We start from the raw sequence: 21,029 nt of genomic DNA, 5'->3' as shown, positions 1-21,029 counted from the left end.
CAGCCGGCCCTGTCCGAGCTCGAATGGTTCCGCTTCACCATCGGCCGCATCGGCGATGCGCAAGGGGTGCCGATCGTGGTCTCGCGCACCGGCTACACCGGCGAGCTCGGTTACGAGGTCTGGTGCCATCCGCGCGACGCCGAAAAGGTCTTCGACGCGGTGTGGGAAGCAGGCCAGCCGCATGGGCTCAAGCCGATGGGCTTTGCCGCGCTCGACATGGTGCGCATCGAGGCCGGGCTGATCTTTGCCAATTACGAGTTCTCCGACCAGACCGACCCGTTCGAGGCCGGCATCGGCTTCACCGTGCCGCTGAAGACCAAGACTGACGACTTCATCGGCCGCGAGGCGCTGATCAGGCGCAAGGACAACCCGATCCACAAGCTGGTCGGCCTCGACATCGACTCCAACGTCGTCGTCGGCCATGGCGACTGCGTCCATATCGGCCGCGCCCAGATCGGCATCGTCACCTCGTCGATGCGCTCGCCGGTGCTGAACAAGAACATCGCGCTCGCCCGCGTCGACGCCACCCACGCCAATGTCGGCACCGAGGTCGAGATCGGCAAGCTCGACGGCCACCAGAAGCGCCTGCCCGCCAGGATCGTGCCTTTCGCCCACTACGATCCCAAGAAGGAAAAGCCACGGTCGTAGGCCCAAGCTCCAAAGGCCACGCAAAGCAAAAGCCGCCGATTGCTCGGCGGCTTCGCGGGAGGATCGTCGGCCAATGGCCGACGGGGGGAATAGTTTCAGCTGACCGGCTCGGCAATCTTTGCAGGGGCCGGCGCAGGCGCGTCAGTGCCGAGCTTCATGCCCGGCTTCAAGCCGAAGGTGTCGGCGAGGCCAGCGCCAGAGAGCTTCTGGCCGGCTTCGGTACGGACCTTGAAGATCTCCACCACACCACCCTGCACCGATATGCCGATGCTGCGCTCGCCGATCGAGACGATCTCGCCGGGCTTGCCGGTGACGTCCTCGAACCGGCGCGCCAGGTGCTTGCGCGCCTCGAACAGCCGCACCTTGGTGCCGTTGACCGTCGTCCATGCGCCGGGCGCCGGGTCGCAGCCGCGGATGAGGTTGTGGACGGTGTCGACATGGGCGTGCCAGTTGATCCTGGCTTCGGCATCCTTGCACCAGCCCTCGTAGGAGGCCTGGCTCTCATCCTGCTCGACTTCACTGTGCTTGCCCGCAACGACGAGGTCCGCCGCCTCCAGCATGGCGTCGACTCCGAGCGGAAACAGCCAGTCGAAATAGACGCTGCCGAGCGTGTCGTCGGGACCGATGTCGACGTTCTTCTGCAGGATTACCGGGCCTTCGTCGAGGCCGTCGGTCGGGCGGAAGATGGTGAGCCCGGTCTGGGTGTCGCCCTTGATCACCGGCCAGTTGATCGAGCTCGGGCCACGATATCTGGGCAGCAGCGAGGGGTGGTACTGGATGGTGCCGTGCCTGGGTATGCTGACGAAGTCCTGCGGCGCGAACTGCAGCACATAGGCCATGACGGCGAGATCAACATCGAGCGCCCGCAGCGCGTTTTCCGCCGCTTCGCCCTTGAGGCTCGGCAGCTGGAAGACCTTCAGGCCGGCCTTTTCGGCCGCCACCCGCAGCGGGTCTGGCCTGGCGCCGGCCTTTTCGGGGGCGCAGAACACGCCGGCGACTTCATCGCCGCGGGCCAGGAACGCCTCCAGCACGCTTTGGCCGAATGCCTGCTGTCCAATGATTGCAATTCGCATGATGCTGTACTCCTCCAGAATTTTGGCAAAGCTTCTCCGAGCCTTGCCGGGGGCAGGGTTGCCGATGTCCTCAGGGATGATTGGAGAGCGCCCCGCCTTCAGGCGAGGCGCGGTGTCAGCGGCCGGTGTTGATCCAGACGACCTTGGGCTCGGTGAAATTCTCGACCGCCATGTCGCCATGCTCGCGGCCGAAGCCGGAATCGCGGGCGCCGCCCCATGGCAACCTGATGTCGGTCGGGCCGTAGGTGTTGACCCAGACGGTGCCGGCCTTCAGCCGCCGCGTGAAGCGATGGGCCCGGCCGATGTCGCCGGTCCACACGCCGGCAGCGAGGCTGTAGACCGTGCCGTTGGCGATCCGCAGGGCGTCCTCGTCGTCCTTGAACTTGATGACGGTGGCGACCGGTCCGAATATCTCTTCCTGCGAGATGCGCATCTCGTGCTCGACGCCGGCAAAGACGGTCGGCTGGACGTAGTAGCCGACGTCTCCATGGCGGCTGCCGCCGGCGACCAGGGTGGCGCCTTCGTTCTTGCCGATCTCGATGTAGTCGAGCACGCGCTTCATCTGCACTTCGGAGACCAGTGGGCCCATGGCGGTCGAGGTTTCGCGCGGGTCGCCGATGCGGGTGGAATTCGCTCGTGCCGCTAGACGCTCGACAACTTCGTCATAGATGGATTCATGAGCGAGGATGCGCGACCCGGCCGAGCAAACCTGGCCGGTGTTGAAGAAGATGCCGGCACCGGCTGCCTTGACCGCGGCATCGAGGTCGGCGTCGGGGAAGATGATATTGGCCGACTTGCCGCCGAGTTCCAGCGTCACCCGCTTCAAATTGCCGGCGGCACCGCGCAGGATCTGCCGTCCCACCACCGGCGAGCCGGTGAAGGTGACCTTGTCGATGTCGGGATGGTCGACGATCGCCTGGCCGGCGATCTTGCCGAAGCCCGGCACGACATTGAGCGTGCCGGCGGGGAAACCGGCTTCGAGCGCCAGCTCACCGATGCGGAGCGCAGTCAGCGGGGTGATTTCGGCCGGCTTCAGCACGACGGTGCAGCCGCAGGCCAGCGCCGGCGCGATCTTCCACATGCCGATCATCAGCGGGAAATTCCACGGGATGATGGCGCCGACGACGCCGAGCGGCTCGCGCACGGTGTAGGTCAGCGCGTCCTGGCGCGCCGGGAAGACCTGGCCGTTTATCTTGTCGGCCATGCCGGCATAATAGACCAGCGTGTCGATGACCGCCGGCAGGTCCTGGCGGCGGATGGCCGAAACCGGCTTGCCGCTGTCGAGGCTTTCCAGGTTGACCAGCTCGTCCTCGTTCTGGCGGATCAGCTCGGCGAGCTTGAGCATCAGCAGGCCGCGCTCGCTGGCGCGCATCCGGCCCCAGTCGCCCTCGAAAGCAGCGCGGGCAGAGCGTACGGCAACGTCGACATCGGCCGCGTCGGCCTCGGCGATCCTGGCGATGACGTTGCCTGTCGCTGGGTCGAGCGTGTCGAAGGTGCGGCCGGAAAGCGCGTCGACCCGCTTGCCGTCAATCAGCAGCTTTTGGGTCCAGTCGGAAAAGGCGTATACCACGGGTCTTCCTCCATATATGAACTTCAGTTCCTATGTCGCGATGGAAGCTCGGCTCCTCCAGCCACCGCCGCGAGACTGATCTCACCGTAGGAAAGATATTTTCCTGTGGGAATAAGATATTTATTGCCTAACTTTTTGCCCTGAGACATGATCTCGACTGCCGGTTTGCCGATAGAGAAGATATGAATATGAATTCATATCTGCTTCGGCCGAGGCGGTTGGGAGGTAGCGATGATCCGTATCGAGATCGATCCCGTCTGGCGCTTCAGGCGCAGCGCGGATTCACAATCCTTGCAGATCATGCTCGGTTTCCTCGCCGAGATACGGGCGAGCGGCAAGATCACCAAGGCCGCCGATCTCGCCGGCGTCTCCTACCGCCACGCCTGGAACCTGATCGAGAAGTGGTCGGCTTTTTTCGACACGCCGCTGGTGGTGCGCAAGCAGGGCAGCGGCACGAATCTCACGCCCTTTGGCGACAAGCTGGTGTGGGCCGGCCAGAGGCTCGAGGCGCGCCTGGGACCATTGCTGCAGAACCTGTCGCAGGAACTGGAGACCGAGATCAACCAGTTGCTGCCGCATGGCCCGCTGATCCTGCGGGTCCACGCCAGCCATGGTTTTGCGGTGCCAAAACTCAGGGAACTGCTCAGCCGCGAGCCAGATATCGGGGTCGATTTCCGCTATGTCAGCAACCAGAATTCGCTGGCCTCGCTGGCGCATGACGGTTGCGACCTAGCCGGCATGCACCTGCCGCAGGGCGAACTGCGCAAGCGCGCCATCGCGGCGAGCAAGGGCTGGCTGACGCCGAGCGCGCATCGCGTTATCGGCTTCGTGACGCGGGAGATGGGGTTGATGGTGGCGCGCGGAAACCCGCTCGGCATCACCTCGCTCGATCGGCTGCTCGATCCGCAGCTCCGCTTCGTCAACCGCGACCCGGATTCCGGCACGCGGATGCTGCTCGGCCACCTACTCGCCCAGCACCACATCGACAGCTCCCGCATCAATGGCTACGAGCATGCCGAATTCACCCATGCCGCCGTTGCCGCCTATGTTGCCAGCGGCATGGCCGATGTCGCCTTCGGCGTCGAAGCCGCGGCGAGGCAGTTCGATCTCGACTTCGTCCGGCTGGTGACCGAGGACTACTTCTTCGTCTGCCGCAAGGAGATCCTGGAAGTCGACGCCGTCAAGCGCGTACTGTCGATCATGCGCGGCGAGGAATTCCACACGGCGATCTCGCAATTGCCGGGTTACCGCGTCAATGACGCCGGCTCGATCAAGACCGTGCGCGAGGTGTTCCGGACGACCGAGTAGCGGTGCATGCGAGGCGGGCAGCGGCTTGTCCGGACCGAGGTCGCCATCACTCGTCGACGCCATTCAGCAGACGCCACTCGGCGCCGGCTGGATGGACCAAGCCAAGGCAGTCACCGCTAGCGCGCGGCGACGCCGACAGCCTATTCTGCGCGAGCGCGAAATATGATGGCAGCGAACATCAGAACGCCGGCGAACACCACGAAGGACGACACGGCAACTACTGGCCCCATTGACGGGTTCCCGGTCAAGAGCAGGTAGAGAGCGGGCGTCATCACGATCACTCCGCCCGTGTAAACATAGTACTGCGCTTTCGCTAAACGGGTCCCGGCGCCACGCGGGTTAAGCGCGTGAAATGTCCCGAAAATGGACATTGTCACCCAACCCAGCAGGTTTGTATGCGCGTGCGCGCCAGTCGCAGCGAAGTTTTGAGTAATCGACATATGCAGACCGACCAGAATTCCGGCCACCAGGAAGCAGATGGCGGTAATGAAGTACATTCTGGAAATATTTGGCATTTTCCCCTCAAGATTTCATGGTTTTCAAAAGTCGACAACGGAACAAATATTTGCGCGCTCCGATCACCAGCAGAGCGTTCGCTTGGCTGCCGCAGTTGCTCTCGCACGGTCAGGTTTGTGCTGTCACTTCCTTGAACATCACATTGGGACGTCCGGTCATGAAGATGAGACGAGCAGTCATATCCCCATGCCGTTGCCGGCAAAGTGACCGGCGAGGCACCTGCTAGCCGATGTTGCGCCGCCTGGCGTCGGGACCCTTCCAGCCGCCGAGCATGTCGAATGCCTCCAGCCCGTCCGCCGGTTGGTCTTGCTGCGAAGGTGAGCCGGTCAACGTGACATATGCCCATGCCTTGCCAAGTGCCCGGCCCCAATATGAAGGTTGCTGGTGAGCGGGTTGCTCCACCGGTGATTCACCGATCTGCTGCATGTGAACGGCTTCGTCTGGCATGCTCGTGCCCCTCCCTGGCGCTCGCTCCCTTGTTCGATCTTGCGCATGTCTCGCAGGCCACCACGGGCCGGCAAGCAGGCTTATGAGCAAAACCGAGGATATCTGTCTGTTATGCCGATCACCCTGTCACTGCCTCGAGCGAGGCGAGCGAGCACATTGGGACGTCCGGTCATCAAGTTGAGACGCGCAGTCATGCGTTTGGCGCGCGGCTTGTTGCCGGCTCGATCAGGCGCCGCCAAACCAGGGTGCAAGAGGCTGGCGCAACGCAAGAAGCATACATTGCGCGCGCCAGCCACCGGCAGAGCATTCGGTGAACTGCCAGTGCTGGCTTTGCCATCGTCAGATTGCGCTGTCACTGCCCCGGACGAGGCAGCCGCGCACATTGGGACGTGCAGTCATCAAGATGAGACGCTCGGTCAAGGCGCCCGATCAATCCCTCATGGTAGGAACGTTATTGCTCCCCATGTGCGAATCTTGAGGTTTGTTGTGAAAAATTCTGCCAGAATTACTACGATTTACGCCATTTTTATCCTGGGACTGGCCTCGGCACAGGCCGCAGACGTGATCAGCGAGCCAGTTCCGGCGCCGGTTGCTGAACGCTTCGCCTATGACTGGAGCGGTCTCTACATCGGCGTCCATGGCGGCATCGGCGGTGGCGAATTCGATAATTCCTACCTCATTGAAACCGAGGTTGGCCCGATTGGCTACAACGTCAGCGACAGGGCGTTCGGTGGTTTCGGTGGTGTTCAGGCCGGCTACAACCACCAACTCGCGCCCAATTGGGTCGCGGGCGTCGAGGTGGATTTCTCCTTGTCAGGGATCAAGGCCGAACACAGCGAGTCGTCGAGCGAAGGCTTCAGTTCTCGCTACGCGATCCAGATCGACTGGTTCGGCACGCTGCGTGGCCGTCTCGGCTACGCCCAGGACAATGTCCTGTTCTACGGCACGGGCGGCGCCGCCTATGGCAGGATTTCGTATTCCGACAGCGATAGCGACGGATTCAACGAGGCGCTTGCCGACACCAATCTGGGTTGGACCGCCGGCGCCGGCGTCGAATATGGCATCACCAACGACATCACGCTGAAGACAGAATATCTCTACGTCGATCTCGGCAGCCTGAAGGCGACGAATCTTATCTACACTGGAGATCGGATCGAAATGGATACCGCATTCCACACGCTCAAGACCGGCCTGAACTACAAGTTCTGATCAGAGCGCATGAGACAAAAAGGGCGGCTTTCGGGGCGCCCTTTCCGTTTGGTGCGCGGCCTGCAAATCGTCGGCCTGCGGCACAGGTCACCCTGTCTCTTCCAACTCTCCGCCTCGAGCAGACGCAAGCCAGGCTTCGACGATCGCGCCGCCGTTGCCGCTGCCCTGTTTCAGCAAGGTCTCATATTTTGCCATCCGCATTGAGTCCCTGGCGAGCGTGCGGACGGAACTCGGACTGATCCGATAACGCTTCTGGAAGGCCCGGCTGAAGTGCGCCTCGCTGCGAAACCCGTGGTTGCGGGCAATGGCGGCTATCTTGTGATCCGGGGTTGACCGCAGGATGCCCTGCAAACTCCCCCTTAGCCGTTCGGCGAGCATCCAGCGCTGTACGCCGCCATGCGGCTCGAACAAACGGAACAGTTTCGATCGCGAAATGTTCAGGAAGGCAGCCAACTCATCCGGACCGAAGTCGGGATCGGACAGCCTTAGTCGCGCGGTCGACGATGCGCGCTGGAAAAGGAATCGCTTGTCGCGCCTTTCGCGCGTTGCCGGGGCCGCAAACGCAGCAGCGGCAAAATGCAGGATGCCATCAACGATCACCTGGCTCTGGTGGATGCTGAGACCTTCGATATGCTCCACGAGTGCCTTGATCTGGATCCCCAGCATGGCGCCGGCGTGGTCGTTCGCCGTCAGCACGAGGCCGTGAGCGTTGTTCTGGAACTCGGCCGGCACGCTGGCCTTGTCGAAGGTCAGCGCGATCGCTTCAAAGCCTGAAGTTTCACTCTCATAGGGCAACGAATAGTCGACGACGACGATGTCGCCGGGCTCGTGCTCCTGGATCAACCCGTCGTAGTTGCCCGTGACCTGTCCTTCCAGGACCATGAACAGCACCATATGCGGGGTCGGTCGATCGTCGATGACCTGTTGCGTCCGCGACATCGACAACGCCGAACCGCCATTCACGTGCAGGAACGCTCCCGGAAGTTGCCAGCTGTAGCCATGGAAATCGAAAAGCGCCGGGTCGGATTCTTCAGGGATGGAACAGTCGACCAAGAGAGAAAGCGCATTCTTCCAGGCGGTATAACAGTCTTCGCCAGGCGGAAATGGCCATTCGTCGCGCTGTGGCGTCGCCATACCAAATGTGCTGTCGCCCTTGCCCATCCGCAACCGGTGTCTCTACTTCTTGTGGCCGGTACAGCACCGATCTACCGGTATGAGGTGAGGTAATGTCGAAGTAGTCAATAGCCTTGGGACGCTCGGTCAAGCAGTTGAGACGTACAGTCATGGTGACAAGCCGGCAGCGTGCCGAACCGGCGCACCGAATCCAGGTTCGGTTCGTCGCTTCGATGACACGGCGAACGAGCCCGGATCTCGTTGCGCGGAGCGTGCGGACCGATTGTGCTGCTGATTTAGTGGAATTGATCCGCTGGTGGAGCTGAGGAGGATCGAACTCCTGACCTCGTCATTGCGAACGACGCGCTCTCCCAGCTGAGCTACAGCCCCGTCCAGCGGATGGCCGCATTTATTGGCTGCGCGCGGCTTCTGTCAAGCGGCACGTGACGCAGGGGCGACATGGCCTGCGCCACCAACCGTGGTGGCAATCGCAAGGCTTTGCTCCCGTTGCTTGACCAGGTCCTTTCCAGCGCCGGCATTCATCCTTCGCCGGGAGGACCTTTGCTCCGTGGTCTTGCTCAGGCCTGATCCTTCGCGGCGCATTCGCTCGACCTCGGCGCCTCGATCGATGCGGCCAGACGACCGGGGCTTGCCGCAAAAGCGTGCAATGGCTAAATGTCGGCAACACATTGGAGAACGGCATGCTCGCCCTCATTCAGACGATCGTTCTGGCCCTCGACCTTTACTGGTGGATCATCATCGCCTCGGCGATCTTCTCCTGGCTCTATGCCTTCAACGTCGTCAACTCGCGCAACCAGTTCGTCGGCACCATCGGCAACATGCTGTTCCGCCTGACCGAGCCGGCGCTGAAGCCGATCCGCCGCTTCATGCCCGATCTTGGCGGCATCGACATTTCGCCGATCATCCTTTTGCTGCTGCTGTTCTTCGTGCGCCAGTTCATCCTGACCACCGTGCTGCCGCTCGTCATCTGAGCGACCGGCGGTGTCCGGCTTCTTCAGGGAATGCCGTGACGGTGTCGAGTTGTTCGTGCGGCTGACGCCGCGTGCCGCGAAGGATGCGGTTGAAGGTATCGAGACGACCGCCGACGGGCGCAGCCATCTTTCGGCGCGCGTACGCGCCGTGCCCGAAAAAGGCGAGGCCAATGCAGCGCTGGAAAAGCTGTTGGCTGCGTCGCTCGACATGCCCAAGAAATCGATCGCGGTGATTGCCGGTGGTGCCTCTCGGCTGAAGACGGTGCGGGTTGCCGGTACGCCGGGCGACCTCGAACCCAGGCTCGCCCGGCTGGCGGGACGAAAAGACTGAGATCTCTGGATCGAAGGGCTGCCGCGCGGCATACTCGCGGCCAGTGGCGTGAAGTCGCCGGCGGGGCCGATGTGGCCATCGCCCATCCCCGGGGAGGCTGAGATGCGCAGGCTGGTTCTCGCAATCGCGCTGGTGGTGCCGTGGAGCATGGCGGCGGCGGAAGAAATCTCGAGCGCCTATACCGAGATCAGGGCCGAGCAGGATTGCGTCACCTACGAGAAGGCCGGGGCCGACGATGGCGATTTCGCCAATTTCGCCTGTCCCGGATATCGCGGATATCCGGTGCTGATGTTCACCGGCGATCTCAGGGTGTCGATGTTCTACGGCTTCCCGCCCGCCAAGCTCGACGGCGTGCTGTGGCAGAGCTTCGGCACCTTCAACTCGACCGGCGGCAAGATCGAATGGCGCATCTCAAGTCATGACGGACTGTCGGTGCCGTTCGCGACCATTCACCGCTGGTACGTGCAGGACGAAGCCAGCGAGGCCAAGCAGATCGAAGTGCTGGTGGTGGCGAAGGTCGGCCAGCCGGGCAAGGCGGATGGCTGCGCGGTCGGGCTGGTGCTGGCGACAGGAAAGCCCAATGCCAACGACCTGGCACGCAAGATCGCCGACGAGCAGGCCCGCGATTTTGCCTGCGGGGCCGATGAGCGCGTGCTTATCGGCGAGCCCATTCCCGAATTCATCTCGGTCGACAAGACGGCGAATTAAGGCGCGGACGGCTGGACCGCCCGCGCCCGGGATTTGATCGGCTCCGGCTCGGAGCGAAAGGCCTCAGGCCTTCTGCTTGGCGCGTTCGATCGCCTCGACGATCATCTTCTTGGCGTAGGCGGCGTCATGCCAGCCCTCGATCTTGACCCACTTGCCGGGTTCGAGATCCTTGTAGTGCGCGAAGAAGTGCTCGATCTGCTTGAGCGTGATCTCGGGCAGGTCGGTGTATTCGAACACGTCCTCGTAGCGGCGGGTCAGCTTGGGTGAGGGCACGGCGATGACCTTCTCGTCCTGGCCGGCATTGTCTTCCATCACCAGCACGCCGATCGGGCGCACATTGATGACGCAACCGGGGATGAGCTGGCGGGTGTTGCAGACCAGCACGTCGATCGGATCGCCGTCGCCGGAAAGCGTATGCGGCACGAAGCCGTAGTTACCCGGATAGTGCATTGGGGTGTAGAGGAAACGGTCGACCACCAGCGTGCCGGCTTCCTTGTCCATCTCATACTTGATCGGCTGCCCGCCAACGGGCACCTCGACGATCACGTTGACGTCTTCGGGTGGATTCTTGCCGATCGCGATTGCATCGATGCGCATGAGGGAAGCTCCAGATTAAAGGTGCCTCCCGATAAACGCGTTGGGCCGCGTGTGCAATGCAATATTGATTCGACCAAAGGCCAGTGGCGGGCCCAACAAGCGTGCCGCGCCGGGGTCACTCCCAGACGAACGCGACTTTCTTCAGCGCTTTCTGGTCGAAGACTTCGACGCCCTCGGCGATGTCGCGGCCTCCGGCACCGGCATAGAAGGACAAGGCGTTCTCGTTTTCCTCGAGTGCCCAGACCACCATGCCCTTGAGGCCATGGTCGGCGAGGCGCTGGCGGGCAGCAGCAAACAGGCGGCTGCCGAGGCCGATGCCCTGGCATTCGGGGCGCAGGTAGAGTTCGTAGATCTCGCCCTGCTGCTTGAGTTCGCGGGCGCGGTTGCGGCCGAGCGTGGCATAGCCGGCAATCTTGCCGCCGATTTCGATGACCAAAACGGTGGCGGCGCGACGGATCGCGTTGGCCCACCATTCGCCGCCACGGCGGTTGATCATGGCGGTCAGGGCGCGGTGCGGGATGATACCGGAGTAGGCGCCGCGCCAAGCTTCGTGATGCACTTCGGCGATGGCATCCGCGTCGCGGGGCTCGGCCTTCCTGATGTCAATTGTCAGCGTGTTCATAGTTTCTTAACCATAAACCGCGTTTCGGCCGTTGCAAAGAGTCCGCCGACGCGCTGGCCGGCCTTTCACAGGATTGGGAACGAGATCGGCGCCCAGTGTGTCCGAATGGACTCAGCAGTCGGCGCCTGACGCCTGACGCGTCAGATTTCGACGAGGTGGTCGTCGAGTTCGTTGACGTCGGTTGTCGACACGGGGAAATGCCGGGACAGCAGGCCGCCGACAGTGGCGATGGCCGCAACGAAACCGTCGGCGAGGCGGTTGTCGCGGGCTTGGGTGGTGAGATCGCGGACGATGCCGTCCCAGGTGTCCTGCGGCACCTTGGCGTTGATGCCGGCGTCGGCGACGACTTCGGCATAGCGCTCGGCAAGCGAAACGAAGATCAGCACGCCGGTTCGTTCGCTGGTCAGATGAACGTTGCGGGCGAGGAACTGCCTGAGCGCATTGGCATGGGCCGCGCGCCAGAGCAGCCGGCGCGGCACCAGCCAGAGGCGCAAGCCGGGCAACCACCACAGCAATGCGCAGGCGGCGGCGACCGCCAGCAACTGGACGACGACGAAGTGCGGCAGCCGGACCGCGACCCACCAATATTCGAGCGCGAAAGCCGCCGCGAGGCTGACGAGAAGGATGCCCAAAGTGACGGCGAAGGCCGCGGCGAAGAAATAGCCGTCGCTGCGGCGGGCGACGACGCAATAGATCTCGCCCGACGTTTCGGCTTCGGCAGCACGGATAGCCGCTGCGATGCGTTCATGGTCGCCGGAATTGAGGGTTGCTTCAACCATTTTGTCCTACCAGCTTCCCGAAGAGCCGCCGCCGCCGGAGGAGCCACCGCCACCGGAGAAGCCGCCGCCGCCCGACGACCATCCGCCGCCACCGCCGCCCGAAGACCAGCCACCTCCGCCCGACGTCCAGCCACCGCGAGACGAGGAGCCGGAGCGCTGGTTGTAGTTGAAGGTCATGCCCAGCCATTCGTAGCGGCCAGGACCGAGCTTGCGGCCATAGATGCGCGGCAAGATGGCCATGGCCATGCCGCCAAAGAACAAAGCTGCCCACAGCGCGATGAAGACGAAAAAGATGATATCGTCTTCGCTCATGCCCGACAGGCCGGTCTGCTCGTTGCGTTTTGCCCGCGCCTCGAGCTCGGCACCTTCACCCTCGACCACCATGACGATATCGTCGACGGCGCTGGAGATGCCGCCGGAGAAATCGCCACCGCGAAAGGCCGGCACCATGGTGTTTTCGATGATCAGCTTGGTATGCAGGTCGGTCAGCACGCCTTCCAGGCCATAGCCGACCTCGATGCGCATGCGCCGGTCATTGGGCGCGACGAGCAGCAGCACGCCGTTGTCCTCGCCGGCCTGGCCGAGCTTCCAGGCGCGGAACAGGCGGTTGGCGTAGGGCTCGATTTCCTCGCCGTCGAGGCTGGGGATAGTGGCGACGACGATCTGGTCGGAGGATTTCTGCTCGAAAGCCTGGAGCTTCTGGACAAGTTCGGCCTCGGTGCCGGCATCGATGATGCCGGCACCGTCGACGACGCGACCGGTGAGGGCGGGCAACTCGGCGGCGACGACGGTTACTGGAACCCACAAGAGAAGAACGAGGGCAGCAAGGGCAAGGAAGTGTCTCAGCAGCCCCCTCTGGCCGGCCGGCCATCTCCCCCGCAAGGGGGGAGATTGGCAGCGTCGGCTGTGACGCTGGTTTTTCATATTTTGTGATTGGCGCGGGCCATGCGGCGGGCTGATCTCCCCCCTTGCGGGGGAGATGGCCGGCCGGCCAGAGGGGGGTGACCAGACGCCCGCGCTCAAGATCATTTCTGCAACTTTACCGGAGAGGTCCAGCGATGCTTATCGTCCTCACCCGCCCTGCTTGGTGCCGAAGTTGACCTTGGGCGCCTCGAGCTTGTCTTCGGCGACGGTGAAGTTCTGGAACGGCTCGTTGCGGAACCAGAAGGTGTTCCAAAGCATGGCAGGGAAGGTCTTGAGCGAGGTGTTGTAAACGCGAACGGTCTCGATGTAGTCGCGGCGGGCAACGGCGATGCGGTTTTCGGTGCCTTCGAGCTGCGCCTGCAAGGCGAGGAAGCTCTGGTTGGCCTTGAGGTCGGGGTAGTTCTCGACGACGGCGAGCAGGCGCGACAGCGCGCTGGTCAGGCCGGCCTGGTTTTCCTGGAAGGCCTTGAAGGCATTGGGGTCGGTCAGCGTCTCGGGTGTGACGGTGACCTGGGTGGCCTTGGCGCGGGCCTCGACGACGCCTTCGAGCACGTCCTTTTCATGCGAGGCGTAACCTTTCACGGTTTCGACGAGATTAGGGATAAGGTCGGCGCGGCGCTGGTACTGGTTCAGCACCTCGCTCCAGGCGGCCTTGGCCTGCTCTTCCTGGGTCGGGATGGTGTTGTAGCCGCAAGCCGACAGGAACGGCACGACAAGCATCAAAACGAGAAACGCCGGGAGAAGGCGGAAAGCGGGAAGTGCCGGCGAAGCTTGCATCTGCATTGGAATGTCCCCTCGACAAAGCGACTGATAGCACAGCATTATCACAAACATGCGCGGAGAAAACCGTTCGCGCCATGGCGATGATGCCGGGAGAGTTTTGACGATGGCTTCGCCGAGAGACAGCGACGGCGAAAAGGAATCCCGCCGCATCCTCGACCGCATCGCGCGCGAGAGCGATCCCGGCGGCGCCTCCTTCGTGGCGCGCAAGGCCGACGAGATGCGCAATCATCTCGCTGCCGCAGATGTCGACAAGGCCGACCCGATCGAGCATCTGGGCACGCGAATCGGCCGCATCCTCGGCTTCGTGCTGACGGTCGGCCTGGTGCTGTGGCTGATCAACTATCTCGTTCGAGGCGGATGACTTCATGACAATTCAAGCCGAGACAGCCGCGCCACGCGCGGTGATCGTCGTGTCGAGCCATGTCGCGCGCGGCTCGGTGGGCAACCGTGCGGCGGTGTTTGCGCTGGAGACGCTGGGTCACCCGGTCTGGGCGGTGCCGACCGTCATGCTGCCGTGGCATCCCGGCCATGGCCGGGCGACGCGCATCGTGCCGCCGACCGAACAGTTTTCCGCCTTCATGGCCGATCTCGAGCGGGCGCCGTGGCTGGGCGAGGTGACGGCGGTGCTTTCCGGCTATCTCGGCGAAGCCGGCCAGGTAGAGGCGGTGGCCTCGCTGGTCGAGACGGTGAAAGCGAGGAACCCGAAGGCGCTTTACGTCTGCGATCCCGTCATCGGCGATTCCGGCGGGCTCTACGTCGCAGAGGCGCTGGCGTCCGGCATTCGCGACCGGCTGCTGCCGCTGGCCGACATAGCCACGCCCAACCGCTATGAACTGGAATGGCTGACTGGCACCAAGCTCGACGACATGCGGGCGACGATGGCGGCAGCGCTTGCGGCACCGCCTCCGACCATGCTGGTGACTTCGGCCCCGGCGATGATGGCTGGCGGCACCGGCAACCTGCTGGTCACGCAGACACAGGCGCTACTGGCCGAACATCGCACCGTTGAGCGGCCGCCGAACGGGCTCGGCGACCTGAGTGCTGCCGTGTTCCTGGCGCGGCTGCTGGCCGGGCAGCCGGCAGCCAAGGCTCTGCAGTCGACCACGGCCTCGGTCTATGAGATTCTTGCCCGCACGTCGAAGCGCGGCGGTGACGAACTGCAACTCGAAACCGATGCGCAGAGCCTGTCGCATCCGATGGCGATGGTCGAATTGCGCACGCTGATCCACCCCTCCAGGAGCCGCAAGGCGTGACGGTTGCCGGCGTCGACGGCTGCAAGGCCGGCTGGATCGCGGTGATCCGCAACGACGCCGGGACGTACGCTCAAGTCTTCGGTAGCTTCGCAGAATTGCTGGCGGCGATGCCCGATGACACCGTGGTGGCGGTCGACATGCCGATCGGGCTTCCCGATTTCACGACCAAGGGCGGGCGTGGGCCGGAGGCACTGGTGCGGCCGTTGCTCGGCCAACGGCAGTCGAGCGTGTTTTCGATCCCGTCGCGGGCAGCGGTCCATGCCGAGGCGGCAGCCTTCACCGATATCGAGGCCTGGTATGCCGCCCATCGCCGGTCGAGCGACGTGGCGATGCGCACGTCGGTGCCGCGGCGCGGCGTGTCGATCCAGGCGTTCGGCATCTTTTCCAAGATCCGCGAGATCGATGCATTGATGATCGCCCGGCCGGAACTGCGCGGGCGGGTGATCGAATCGCATCCTGAGGTGGCGTTCTGGCGACTGAACGGAGGACAGGCGATGAGCCTGCCGAAGAAGATCAAGGGCAGCGTCAATCCCGCCGGCATGGCAGAGCGCAAGACGTTGCTGGCACGCTGCGGTCATGAGCGCAGTTTTCTCGATCAGGCGCTGCCGCGCGGGGCGGCGACAGACGATTTCCTCGACGCCTGCGCGATGATGCTGATTGCCGAGCGGCACCGGCGCGGAGAAACGGTGAGTTTTCCGTCGCCGCCCGGGCGGGATAGCCATGGCATTCCTGTCGCGATCTGGGTTTAATGCCGTCATCCGACACGGAGGCGTGCGATGAGACCCATTCGTGCGATGGCGGTGGCCCTGGCGTTGCTGGTGACTGTCAGTGGGGTTGCACAGGAGAGCATCGTCGACCGCTGGTATGCGGCGCTGCTCAAGGCTGACGGGGCGGCCCTTTCGGAGCTGCTGGCCGAGAATGCCACGATCCGGCTCGACGACATCGGCGTGACCCAGAGCAAGCAGGAATTTCTGGCCTCCATGGACGAGTGGCAATCGGCCGTGAAGGGCGCCACGATCCGCCACAAGGTCGAAGCGGAGATGGGCGACACGGTGGCCGTGCGCACCTGCTACGATTTCCCCAACAACGACATGACGACGCGCGAGACCTTCACCACCAAGGACGGCCTCATCGTCGCCAACACCCAGATGACCATCGGCGAGAATTGTGACGGGTTCTGAGCCTATTTCAGGCGGGTCATCAGCGCCGGCTCGGGCAGCCGGCGCCAGGTCAGCCATGACAGGATGGCAGTGAGGCCCATCAGCGGGATGACGGTGGCCAGCGCGTTGACCGGATCGCCCATCCAGGCTGCGGCAGCGCCGCCGACCATACCCGCACCCATCTGGAAAAAGCCCATCATCGCCGAGGCAGCGCCGGCATTGCTGGGGAACGGAGCAAGGGCTGCCGTCATCATGGCCGGCATGACCATGGCAATGCCGAAGGCGTAGATGCCGACCGGAACCATGACGCGCAGGAAAGTGGGTTCGTAGGTCCTGAGCACGATGGCCATGGCAATCGAGCCGACGGCGACGAAGAACAGGCCAACCGGCACCATGCGTGCCGCCCCGTAGCGCGGCATCAGCCTGCGCATGATCAGGGCACCAGCCATGAAGTTTGCCGTCTGCATCAGCATGCCGACGCCGAACTGGGTGGCGGTCAGGCCGACACGGTCCATCAGGATGAAGGCAAGCACCGTCGCTTGCGTGTAGATCGCACCGGAGGTTCCGGCGATGACCAGGCTGCACAGGACGAAGTAGGGGCTGCGCAGCAGCGAGCCGTAGGAACTCGCGAGTGCAGCGGGTCGGATGCGGCCGAGATCGCGCGTCACCGTTTCGCGCAGGGCGAAGATGGCGACCAGCATGACGATGATGCCGAGCAGCACCATGACGATGAAGATGGCGTGCCAGCCGAAGAATTCCATGGTCAGGCCGCCCAGTGTCGGGGCGATTGCGGGGCCGAGCGCCAGCAATATGCCGATCATGTTCATGATGCGGGCAGAGCGCTCGCTGGTGAACACGTCGCGGACCACCGCGCGCGCCACCGAAACGCCGACGGCGGCACCAACGCCCTGGAGGAAGCGTGCGGCGACCAGCGTCTCGATGTTGGGCGCGACCAGTGCGAGCACGCTGGCGGCCAAGTAGATCGCCATGAAGACGAGGGTGATGGGACGGCGGCCGAAACCGTCGGAAAGCGGGCCACAGACGAGCTGGGCGAAGGCGAAGCCGCCGAAATAGAGCGACAGGGTCATCTTGACCGCCGCCTCGGTGGTGCCGAAGGCCTGGACGATCTCGGGCATGGCCGGGGTGAAGAGCGCAAGCGAGATCGGGCCGATGGCGACCATCAGGCCGCCGATCAGGGAAACCCGGCGTTCGCTCATGATCGGAGCGGGGGCGGCTTCCAGCGGTTCGGCAGCAGCGGCAACGTCGGGACGCATGTTCATGCCGCCGTGCTTTCGGTCGACTGGGCTTCGGAGCGGGAGGTCAGCAGATTGGCGCGGGCAGCCCTGAGGGCAACGAGAAGGCGCTGCCAGTCGTCGGGATCGATACCCTGCGCCGCGTCGCTGCGGATGCCGGCGGCGATGGGTTCGATCTGGGCAACAACGGCCGCGCCCGCGTCGGTCAGCGTCACGAGCTTGGCGCGGCGATCGGCCGGGTCGGGCTGGCGCGCGACATACCCCTTGCCTTCGAGCCGGTCGACAAGACCGCTCAGCGTCATCGCCTCGATGCCGAGGCGCTCGGCGAGAGCGGTCTGGCGGATTGGGCCGGCACGGCGGACGTTGAACAGCACGCGGCCCTCGCCGGTGGTCAGGCCAAGGCCCGCTTCTCCGGTACGGCGGTCCATCTCGGCGCGGATGATGCGCGACAGGTCGTTGACGATGAAGCCGAACGTGTCTGTTTCGCTGCTGGCGGGCATATTAATAAGTAATCCTTATTATATGGCTTGCTTAGTTTACCATGGGCGACGAGTCAATGCGGTTGCGCAGCTTCCGGTCCGGCCCTACATCGAAGCTGTCCGCACCGAATGCCAATCGAGGAAGCCATTCCATGTCCGTCAGCCCAAAAATCGATCTCGCGCGTCATCCGCTGACCCATTGGGCCGGGCCGCTTGGCCTGCCGGATTTCACCAGGATCGAGGACGGCGATTTCGGGCCTGTGTTCGACACGGCACTTGCGGCGCATGCCGCAGAGGTCGACGCGATCGCGGCCAACGCCGAACCGGCAACGGTTGCCAACACGCTCGAGGCGCTGGAGTTGGCAGGCGTCGCGCTCGACCGTGTCTCGTCGATCTTCTGGTGCCGGGCCGGTGCCCATACCAACGATGCGATCCAGGCGATGGAGCGCGAGATCTCGCCGAAGATGGCCCGCCACTTCTCGGCCATCTCGATGAACGAGAAGCTGTTCGCCCGCATTGACGATCTCTACGCCCGCCGGGCGGCGCTCGGTCTCGATGCCGAGACGCTGCGGGTGCTCGAAAAGACCTGGAAGGGTTTTGTCCGCTCCGGCGCCAAGCTCGACCCCGAGGGCAAGAAGCGGCTGGCCGCCATCCAGGAGGAACTGGCGTCGCTCGGCGCCAAGTTCGGCCAGAACGTGCTTGCCGACGAAAAGGAATGGGTGCTGTTCCTCGACGAGGAGGATCTTGCCGGCTTGCCCGAATTCGTGCGCGGCGCGATGGCCCAGGCTGCCGAGACGCGCGGCCAGAAGGGCAAATATGCCGTCACCCTGTCGCGCTCGATCTATGAGCCCTTCACCACCTTCTCCGAGCGGCGCGACCTGCGTGAAAAGGCCTTCAAGGCGTTTGCCGGACGTGGCGAAACCGGCGGTGCGACCGACAATGCCGGCGTGGTGCGCGATACGCTTCGCCTTCGCGCGGAAAAGGCGAAGCTGCTGGGTTACGACAGCTATGCCGCGCTCAAGCTCGACGACACCATGGCCAAGACGCCGAAGGCGGTGATGGAGCTGCTCGAGCCCGTCTGGAACAAGGCGCGCGAGAAGGCTGCCGCGGACGAGGCCGAACTGCAGCGGCTGGCGGCAGCGGCTGGCAGCAACGACAAGCTCGCCGCCTGGGACTGGCGCTTCTACCAGGAGAAACTGCGGGCGGAGAAATATGCCTTCGACGAGGCCGAACTGAAGCCCTATCTCCAGCTGGAAAAGATCATCGACGCCTGCTTCGACGTGGCGACGCGGCTGTTCGGCGTCACCTTCAAGGAAAAGCCGGGGATTGCCGCCTGGCACCCGGATGCCCGGGTGTTCGAGGTGTTCAACGCCGACGGCAGCAAGCGTGGCCTGTTTCTGGCCGACTATTTCGCGCGGCAGTCGAAGCGTTCCGGCGCCTGGATGAGTTCGTTGCAATCGGGCCACAGGCTAGGCAAGGGCTCGACGCCCGTCATCTACAACATCATGAACTTCGCCAAGCCGGCGGTAGGCGAGCCGGCGCTGCTGTCGCTCGACGAGGCCAAGACGCTGTTCCACGAGTTCGGCCACGCGCTGCACGGCATGCTGACCGACGTCACCTGGCCGTCGGTGTCGGGCACCTCGGTCAGCCGCGACTTCGTCGAGCTGCCGTCGCAGCTCTACGAACACTGGCTGACAGTTCCGGCGGTGCTCGAAAAGCACGCGCTGCACTACAAGACCGGCAAGGCGATGCCGAAGAAACTGCTCGACAAGATGCTGGCGGCCAAGACGTTCGGCGCCGGCTTCGCCACCGTCGAGTTCACCTCGTCGGCGCTGGTCGACATGGCTTATCACGCGCGTCCCGATGCGCCGGCGGAGCCCGCGGCCTTCGAGGCGGAGACGCTGGAAAAGCTCGGCATGCCCGAGGCCATCGTCATGCGCCACCGCACGCCGCACTTCCTGCATGTGTTCTCGGGCGAGGGCTATTCGGCCGGTTATTACTCCTACATGTGGTCGGAAGTGCTCGATGCCGATGCTTTCGCCGCATTCGAGGAGACTGGTGACGCATTCAATCCGGCGATGGCCGAAAAGCTGCGCAAGCACATCTATTCGGCAGGCGGCTCGGCCGACCCGGAAGAACTCTACAAGGCCTTCCGCGGCAAGATGCCGTCGCCCGAAGCGATGATGGAAAAGCGCGGCCTGACCTGAATCTCCTGAGCTAACGCGGATCCCGAAGGCAGATGGAACTACCAGCAACATTGCGGGCGGCGGTCGACCGTGCACTGGAAGGCGTGCCGCTCGCCGAGTTGCAGCGCGCCGCCGACACGCTGTCCTTGCGCTATCGTGCCGAGACGCGCGATGGGCGCCTGCACCTGTCCGACGAGATGTTTGCGCGCGCCTATCTGGCGACACGGCTGCCGGCGACCTTTGCCGCCGTGCGGGCGAGCCTGGAGAGCGCGGCTGAGTTGGTGCCGGAGTTCGCGCCGAAAAGCCTGCTCGATGTCGGTGCCGGACCGGGAACGGCACTTTGGGCAGTTTCGGATTGCTGGCCTTCGCTATCGCAAGCCCTCATGCTGGAGGCCAGCCAGTCGATCCGCAAGGTCGGCGCGGAGCTTTCCGCACATTCAGGCGTCGATAAGGTCGAATGGCGCGCGGCAGATGCCTCCAAGAGCTTCGAGGCGGAAAAAGCCGATCTGGTCACCTTGGCCTATGTGCTGGACGAGCTGTCGGCCGCGGAAGGGCTTGCGTTGGTCGAGCGGCTTTGGGCTGCCGCATCCGGGCTTCTGGTGATCGTGGAGCCGGGCACGCCGGCCGGCTGGCGGCGAATTGTTGGGGTGCGCTCGCGGCTCATCGAGCTGGGAGCACATCTGGTGGCACCTTGCCCGCACAGCCAGACCTGCCCGATCGTCGAGCCCGACTGGTGCCATTTTTCGCGGCGCGTGGCGCGCTCGCGCCTGCATCGCCTGACCAAGCGCGGCGACGTGCCGTGGGAAGACGAGAAATACATCTTCCTTGCAGCTTCACGGGCGCCAGTTGAACCCTTTGCCGCCCGGGTGCTGGCGCCGGCGCGCGGCGGGTCGGGGAAGGTCCAGCTCAAACTCTGCCAGGCCAACGGTTCGGTGGAGGAGAAGCTTTTGACCAAGCGCGACGGCGAGCTGTTCAAGACGGCGCGCCGGGTCGACTGGGGCGACATTTTGTAACCTTGCGGGGGCACGGAAAATCAGTCGATTTGTCCGCCCCCCTTTCGCATTTGCGAAAAAAGCTG

Annotated in this window: 24 protein-coding genes and 1 tRNA gene; 12 read left to right on the top strand and 13 right to left on the bottom strand. The window is 63.9% G+C overall.

All coding sequences use genetic code 11. The features are described from left to right. The coding region (locus GGQ99_RS13005) for an aminomethyl transferase family protein (RefSeq protein WP_183262837.1) at positions 1 to 648 on the top strand (648 nt) is incomplete at its 5' end. Positions 649 to 743: 95 nt separating this feature from the next. Here the strand turns inward: GGQ99_RS13005 and GGQ99_RS13000 are convergent. Both GGQ99_RS13000 and GGQ99_RS12995 read right to left on the bottom strand, forming a co-directional pair. Beyond that, on the bottom strand, positions 744 to 1,721 hold the full coding sequence (locus GGQ99_RS13000) for a methionyl-tRNA formyltransferase (protein ID WP_183262836.1): 978 nt from the start codon (positions 1,719 to 1,721) through the stop codon (positions 744 to 746). Positions 1,722 to 1,836: 115 nt separating this feature from the next. Further along, positions 1,837 to 3,291 carry an aldehyde dehydrogenase family protein gene (locus tag GGQ99_RS12995; RefSeq protein ID WP_343061723.1) on the bottom strand — a complete coding sequence of 485 codons (1,455 nt, stop codon included), beginning with the start codon at positions 3,289 to 3,291 and terminating at the stop codon, positions 1,837 to 1,839. Positions 3,292 to 3,522: 231 nt separating this feature from the next. On the opposite strand from GGQ99_RS12995, the gene GGQ99_RS12990 reads away from it, so the two are divergent. Further along, on the top strand, positions 3,523 to 4,599 hold the full coding sequence (locus tag GGQ99_RS12990; RefSeq protein WP_183262835.1) for a substrate-binding domain-containing protein: 1,077 nt from the start codon (positions 3,523 to 3,525) through the stop codon (positions 4,597 to 4,599). A gap of 140 nt (positions 4,600 to 4,739) precedes the next feature. Here the strand turns inward: GGQ99_RS12990 and GGQ99_RS12985 are convergent, their stop codons facing one another. Both GGQ99_RS12985 and GGQ99_RS12980 read right to left on the bottom strand, forming a co-directional pair. Further along, entirely contained in the window at positions 4,740 to 5,114 is a 375-nt protein-coding gene (locus tag GGQ99_RS12985; protein ID WP_108606351.1) for a hypothetical protein, read from the bottom strand. A 223-nt stretch (positions 5,115 to 5,337) separates the two neighbouring features. Then, positions 5,338 to 5,562, bottom strand: coding sequence for a hypothetical protein (locus GGQ99_RS12980; RefSeq protein ID WP_108679418.1), 225 nt, complete (start codon positions 5,560 to 5,562; stop codon positions 5,338 to 5,340). 465 nt (positions 5,563 to 6,027) lie between these two features. On the opposite strand from GGQ99_RS12980, the gene GGQ99_RS12975 reads away from it, so the two are divergent. Continuing rightward, positions 6,028 to 6,771, top strand: a complete 744-nt coding sequence (locus GGQ99_RS12975) for an outer membrane protein (RefSeq protein WP_343061728.1) — start codon at positions 6,028 to 6,030, stop codon at positions 6,769 to 6,771. 87 nt (positions 6,772 to 6,858) lie between these two features. On the opposite strand, the gene GGQ99_RS12970 is transcribed toward GGQ99_RS12975, so the two are convergent. Both GGQ99_RS12970 and GGQ99_RS12965 read right to left on the bottom strand, forming a co-directional pair. After that, positions 6,859 to 7,932 carry an AraC family transcriptional regulator gene (locus GGQ99_RS12970; RefSeq protein WP_246389563.1) on the bottom strand — a complete coding sequence of 358 codons (1,074 nt, stop codon included), beginning with the start codon at positions 7,930 to 7,932 and terminating at the stop codon, positions 6,859 to 6,861. Positions 7,933 to 8,198: 266 nt separating this feature from the next. Further along, positions 8,199 to 8,274: transfer RNA gene (locus GGQ99_RS12965), tRNA-Ala, on the bottom strand. A 311-nt stretch (positions 8,275 to 8,585) separates the two neighbouring features. Between GGQ99_RS12965 and GGQ99_RS12960 the strand changes: the two genes are divergently transcribed. The 3 genes from GGQ99_RS12960 (at position 8,586) to GGQ99_RS12950 (ending at position 9,915) form a co-directional block, all read left to right on the top strand. Continuing rightward, positions 8,586 to 8,876 (top strand): YggT family protein, encoded by a 291-nt coding sequence (locus GGQ99_RS12960; RefSeq protein WP_055975475.1) that lies wholly within the window; start codon positions 8,586 to 8,588, stop codon positions 8,874 to 8,876. Positions 8,877 to 8,886: 10 nt separating this feature from the next. Next, positions 8,887 to 9,207 carry a DUF167 family protein gene (locus GGQ99_RS12955; protein WP_108606353.1) on the top strand — a complete coding sequence of 107 codons (321 nt, stop codon included), beginning with the start codon at positions 8,887 to 8,889 and terminating at the stop codon, positions 9,205 to 9,207. Between the two features lie 102 nt (positions 9,208 to 9,309). Continuing rightward, positions 9,310 to 9,915, top strand: a complete 606-nt coding sequence (locus tag GGQ99_RS12950; protein WP_183262834.1) for a hypothetical protein — start codon at positions 9,310 to 9,312, stop codon at positions 9,913 to 9,915. 63 nt (positions 9,916 to 9,978) lie between these two features. Here the strand turns inward: GGQ99_RS12950 and ppa are convergent, their stop codons facing one another. The 5 genes from ppa to GGQ99_RS12925 form a co-directional block, all read right to left on the bottom strand. Continuing rightward, positions 9,979 to 10,512, bottom strand: coding sequence for an inorganic diphosphatase (gene ppa / locus GGQ99_RS12945; protein WP_108606355.1), 534 nt, complete (start codon positions 10,510 to 10,512; stop codon positions 9,979 to 9,981). A 115-nt stretch (positions 10,513 to 10,627) separates the two neighbouring features. Continuing rightward, positions 10,628 to 11,134: a GNAT family N-acetyltransferase gene (locus tag GGQ99_RS12940; RefSeq protein WP_055975030.1), complete on the bottom strand. Its 507-nt coding sequence runs from the start codon at positions 11,132 to 11,134 to the stop codon at positions 10,628 to 10,630. 140 nt (positions 11,135 to 11,274) lie between these two features. Next, positions 11,275 to 11,913 carry a TPM domain-containing protein gene (locus GGQ99_RS12935; RefSeq protein ID WP_183262833.1) on the bottom strand — a complete coding sequence of 213 codons (639 nt, stop codon included), beginning with the start codon at positions 11,911 to 11,913 and terminating at the stop codon, positions 11,275 to 11,277. A gap of 6 nt (positions 11,914 to 11,919) precedes the next feature. Then, positions 11,920 to 12,837 carry a TPM domain-containing protein gene (locus tag GGQ99_RS12930; RefSeq protein ID WP_183262832.1) on the bottom strand — a complete coding sequence of 306 codons (918 nt, stop codon included), beginning with the start codon at positions 12,835 to 12,837 and terminating at the stop codon, positions 11,920 to 11,922. Positions 12,838 to 12,984: 147 nt separating this feature from the next. Further along, the gene (locus tag GGQ99_RS12925) at positions 12,985 to 13,620 is read right to left on the bottom strand and encodes a LemA family protein (RefSeq protein WP_183262831.1); all 636 of its coding nucleotides are present in this window, start codon (positions 13,618 to 13,620) and stop codon (positions 12,985 to 12,987) included. Positions 13,621 to 13,723: 103 nt separating this feature from the next. Between GGQ99_RS12925 and GGQ99_RS12920 the strand changes: the two genes are divergently transcribed. From GGQ99_RS12920 to GGQ99_RS12905, 4 genes are read left to right on the top strand one after another with little or no spacing between them, the layout of a single operon-like run. Continuing rightward, on the top strand, positions 13,724 to 13,981 hold the full coding sequence (locus tag GGQ99_RS12920) for a hypothetical protein (RefSeq protein WP_055975022.1): 258 nt from the start codon (positions 13,724 to 13,726) through the stop codon (positions 13,979 to 13,981). 4 nt (positions 13,982 to 13,985) lie between these two features. Continuing rightward, complete coding sequence (pdxY, locus tag GGQ99_RS12915) at positions 13,986 to 14,873, top strand: pyridoxal kinase PdxY (protein WP_183262830.1); 888 nt, start codon at positions 13,986 to 13,988, stop codon at positions 14,871 to 14,873. After that, positions 14,870 to 15,622 carry a DUF429 domain-containing protein gene (locus tag GGQ99_RS12910; protein WP_183262829.1) on the top strand — a complete coding sequence of 251 codons (753 nt, stop codon included), beginning with the start codon at positions 14,870 to 14,872 and terminating at the stop codon, positions 15,620 to 15,622. Before pdxY ends, GGQ99_RS12910 begins: the two co-directional genes overlap by 4 nt. 27 nt (positions 15,623 to 15,649) lie before the next feature. Beyond that, complete coding sequence (locus tag GGQ99_RS12905; RefSeq protein ID WP_108606359.1) at positions 15,650 to 16,054, top strand: nuclear transport factor 2 family protein; 405 nt, start codon at positions 15,650 to 15,652, stop codon at positions 16,052 to 16,054. A 2-nt stretch (positions 16,055 to 16,056) separates the two neighbouring features. Here GGQ99_RS12905 and GGQ99_RS12900 read toward each other — a convergent pair whose 3' ends face one another. Together GGQ99_RS12900 and GGQ99_RS12895 are read right to left on the bottom strand one after the other, a co-directional pair. Continuing rightward, positions 16,057 to 17,313, bottom strand: coding sequence for a multidrug effflux MFS transporter (locus GGQ99_RS12900; protein WP_183262828.1), 1,257 nt, complete (start codon positions 17,311 to 17,313; stop codon positions 16,057 to 16,059). Next, positions 17,310 to 17,786 (bottom strand): MarR family winged helix-turn-helix transcriptional regulator, encoded by a 477-nt coding sequence (locus GGQ99_RS12895; protein WP_108606361.1) that lies wholly within the window; start codon positions 17,784 to 17,786, stop codon positions 17,310 to 17,312. The genes GGQ99_RS12900 and GGQ99_RS12895 overlap by 4 nt, the downstream gene beginning before the upstream one ends. 131 nt (positions 17,787 to 17,917) lie before the next feature. Here GGQ99_RS12895 and GGQ99_RS12890 point away from each other — a divergent pair, with 131 nt between their 5' ends. Then, positions 17,918 to 19,972, top strand: a complete 2,055-nt coding sequence (locus GGQ99_RS12890) for a M3 family metallopeptidase (protein WP_183262827.1) — start codon at positions 17,918 to 17,920, stop codon at positions 19,970 to 19,972. 32 nt (positions 19,973 to 20,004) lie between these two features. Continuing rightward, positions 20,005 to 20,964 carry a small ribosomal subunit Rsm22 family protein gene (locus GGQ99_RS12885; protein WP_183262826.1) on the top strand — a complete coding sequence of 320 codons (960 nt, stop codon included), beginning with the start codon at positions 20,005 to 20,007 and terminating at the stop codon, positions 20,962 to 20,964. Positions 20,965 to 21,029: the final 65 nt, after the last annotated feature.

Source organism: Aminobacter niigataensis (assembly GCF_014200015.1).
GTDB classification, from domain to species: domain Bacteria; phylum Pseudomonadota; class Alphaproteobacteria; order Rhizobiales; family Rhizobiaceae; genus Aminobacter; species Aminobacter niigataensis.
This window is presented reverse-complemented; position numbering and strand designations above follow the sequence as displayed.

Bases quoted from the DNA above. Each gene is read 5' to 3' on its own strand.
- GGQ99_RS12895 (WP_108606361.1), bottom strand. From the start codon at position 17,786: ATGCCCGCCAGCAGCGAAACAGACACGTTCGGCTTCATCGTCAACGAC.
- GGQ99_RS12935 (WP_183262833.1), bottom strand. From the start codon at position 11,913: ATGGTTGAAGCAACCCTCAATTCCGGCGACCATGAACGCATCGCAGCG.
- GGQ99_RS12920 (WP_055975022.1), top strand. From the start codon at position 13,724: ATGGCTTCGCCGAGAGACAGCGACGGCGAAAAGGAATCCCGCCGCATC.
- GGQ99_RS12980 (WP_108679418.1), bottom strand. From the start codon at position 5,562: ATGCCAGACGAAGCCGTTCACATGCAGCAGATCGGTGAATCACCGGTG.
- GGQ99_RS12925 (WP_183262831.1), bottom strand. From the start codon at position 13,620: ATGCAGATGCAAGCTTCGCCGGCACTTCCCGCTTTCCGCCTTCTCCCG.
- pdxY (WP_183262830.1), top strand. From the start codon at position 13,986: ATGACAATTCAAGCCGAGACAGCCGCGCCACGCGCGGTGATCGTCGTG.
- GGQ99_RS12940 (WP_055975030.1), bottom strand. From the start codon at position 11,134: ATGAACACGCTGACAATTGACATCAGGAAGGCCGAGCCCCGCGACGCG.
- GGQ99_RS12885 (WP_183262826.1), top strand. From the start codon at position 20,005: ATGGAACTACCAGCAACATTGCGGGCGGCGGTCGACCGTGCACTGGAA.
- GGQ99_RS13000 (WP_183262836.1), bottom strand. From the start codon at position 1,721: ATGCGAATTGCAATCATTGGACAGCAGGCATTCGGCCAAAGCGTGCTG.
- GGQ99_RS12905 (WP_108606359.1), top strand. From the start codon at position 15,650: ATGAGACCCATTCGTGCGATGGCGGTGGCCCTGGCGTTGCTGGTGACT.
- ppa (WP_108606355.1), bottom strand. From the start codon at position 10,512: ATGCGCATCGATGCAATCGCGATCGGCAAGAATCCACCCGAAGACGTC.
- GGQ99_RS12930 (WP_183262832.1), bottom strand. From the start codon at position 12,837: ATGAAAAACCAGCGTCACAGCCGACGCTGCCAATCTCCCCCCTTGCGG.
- GGQ99_RS12985 (WP_108606351.1), bottom strand. From the start codon at position 5,114: ATGCCAAATATTTCCAGAATGTACTTCATTACCGCCATCTGCTTCCTG.
- GGQ99_RS12950 (WP_183262834.1), top strand. From the start codon at position 9,310: ATGCGCAGGCTGGTTCTCGCAATCGCGCTGGTGGTGCCGTGGAGCATG.
- GGQ99_RS12960 (WP_055975475.1), top strand. From the start codon at position 8,586: ATGCTCGCCCTCATTCAGACGATCGTTCTGGCCCTCGACCTTTACTGG.
- GGQ99_RS12970 (WP_246389563.1), bottom strand. From the start codon at position 7,932: ATGGGCAAGGGCGACAGCACATTTGGTATGGCGACGCCACAGCGCGAC.
- GGQ99_RS12990 (WP_183262835.1), top strand. From the start codon at position 3,523: ATGATCCGTATCGAGATCGATCCCGTCTGGCGCTTCAGGCGCAGCGCG.
- GGQ99_RS12900 (WP_183262828.1), bottom strand. From the start codon at position 17,313: ATGAACATGCGTCCCGACGTTGCCGCTGCTGCCGAACCGCTGGAAGCC.
- GGQ99_RS12890 (WP_183262827.1), top strand. From the start codon at position 17,918: ATGTCCGTCAGCCCAAAAATCGATCTCGCGCGTCATCCGCTGACCCAT.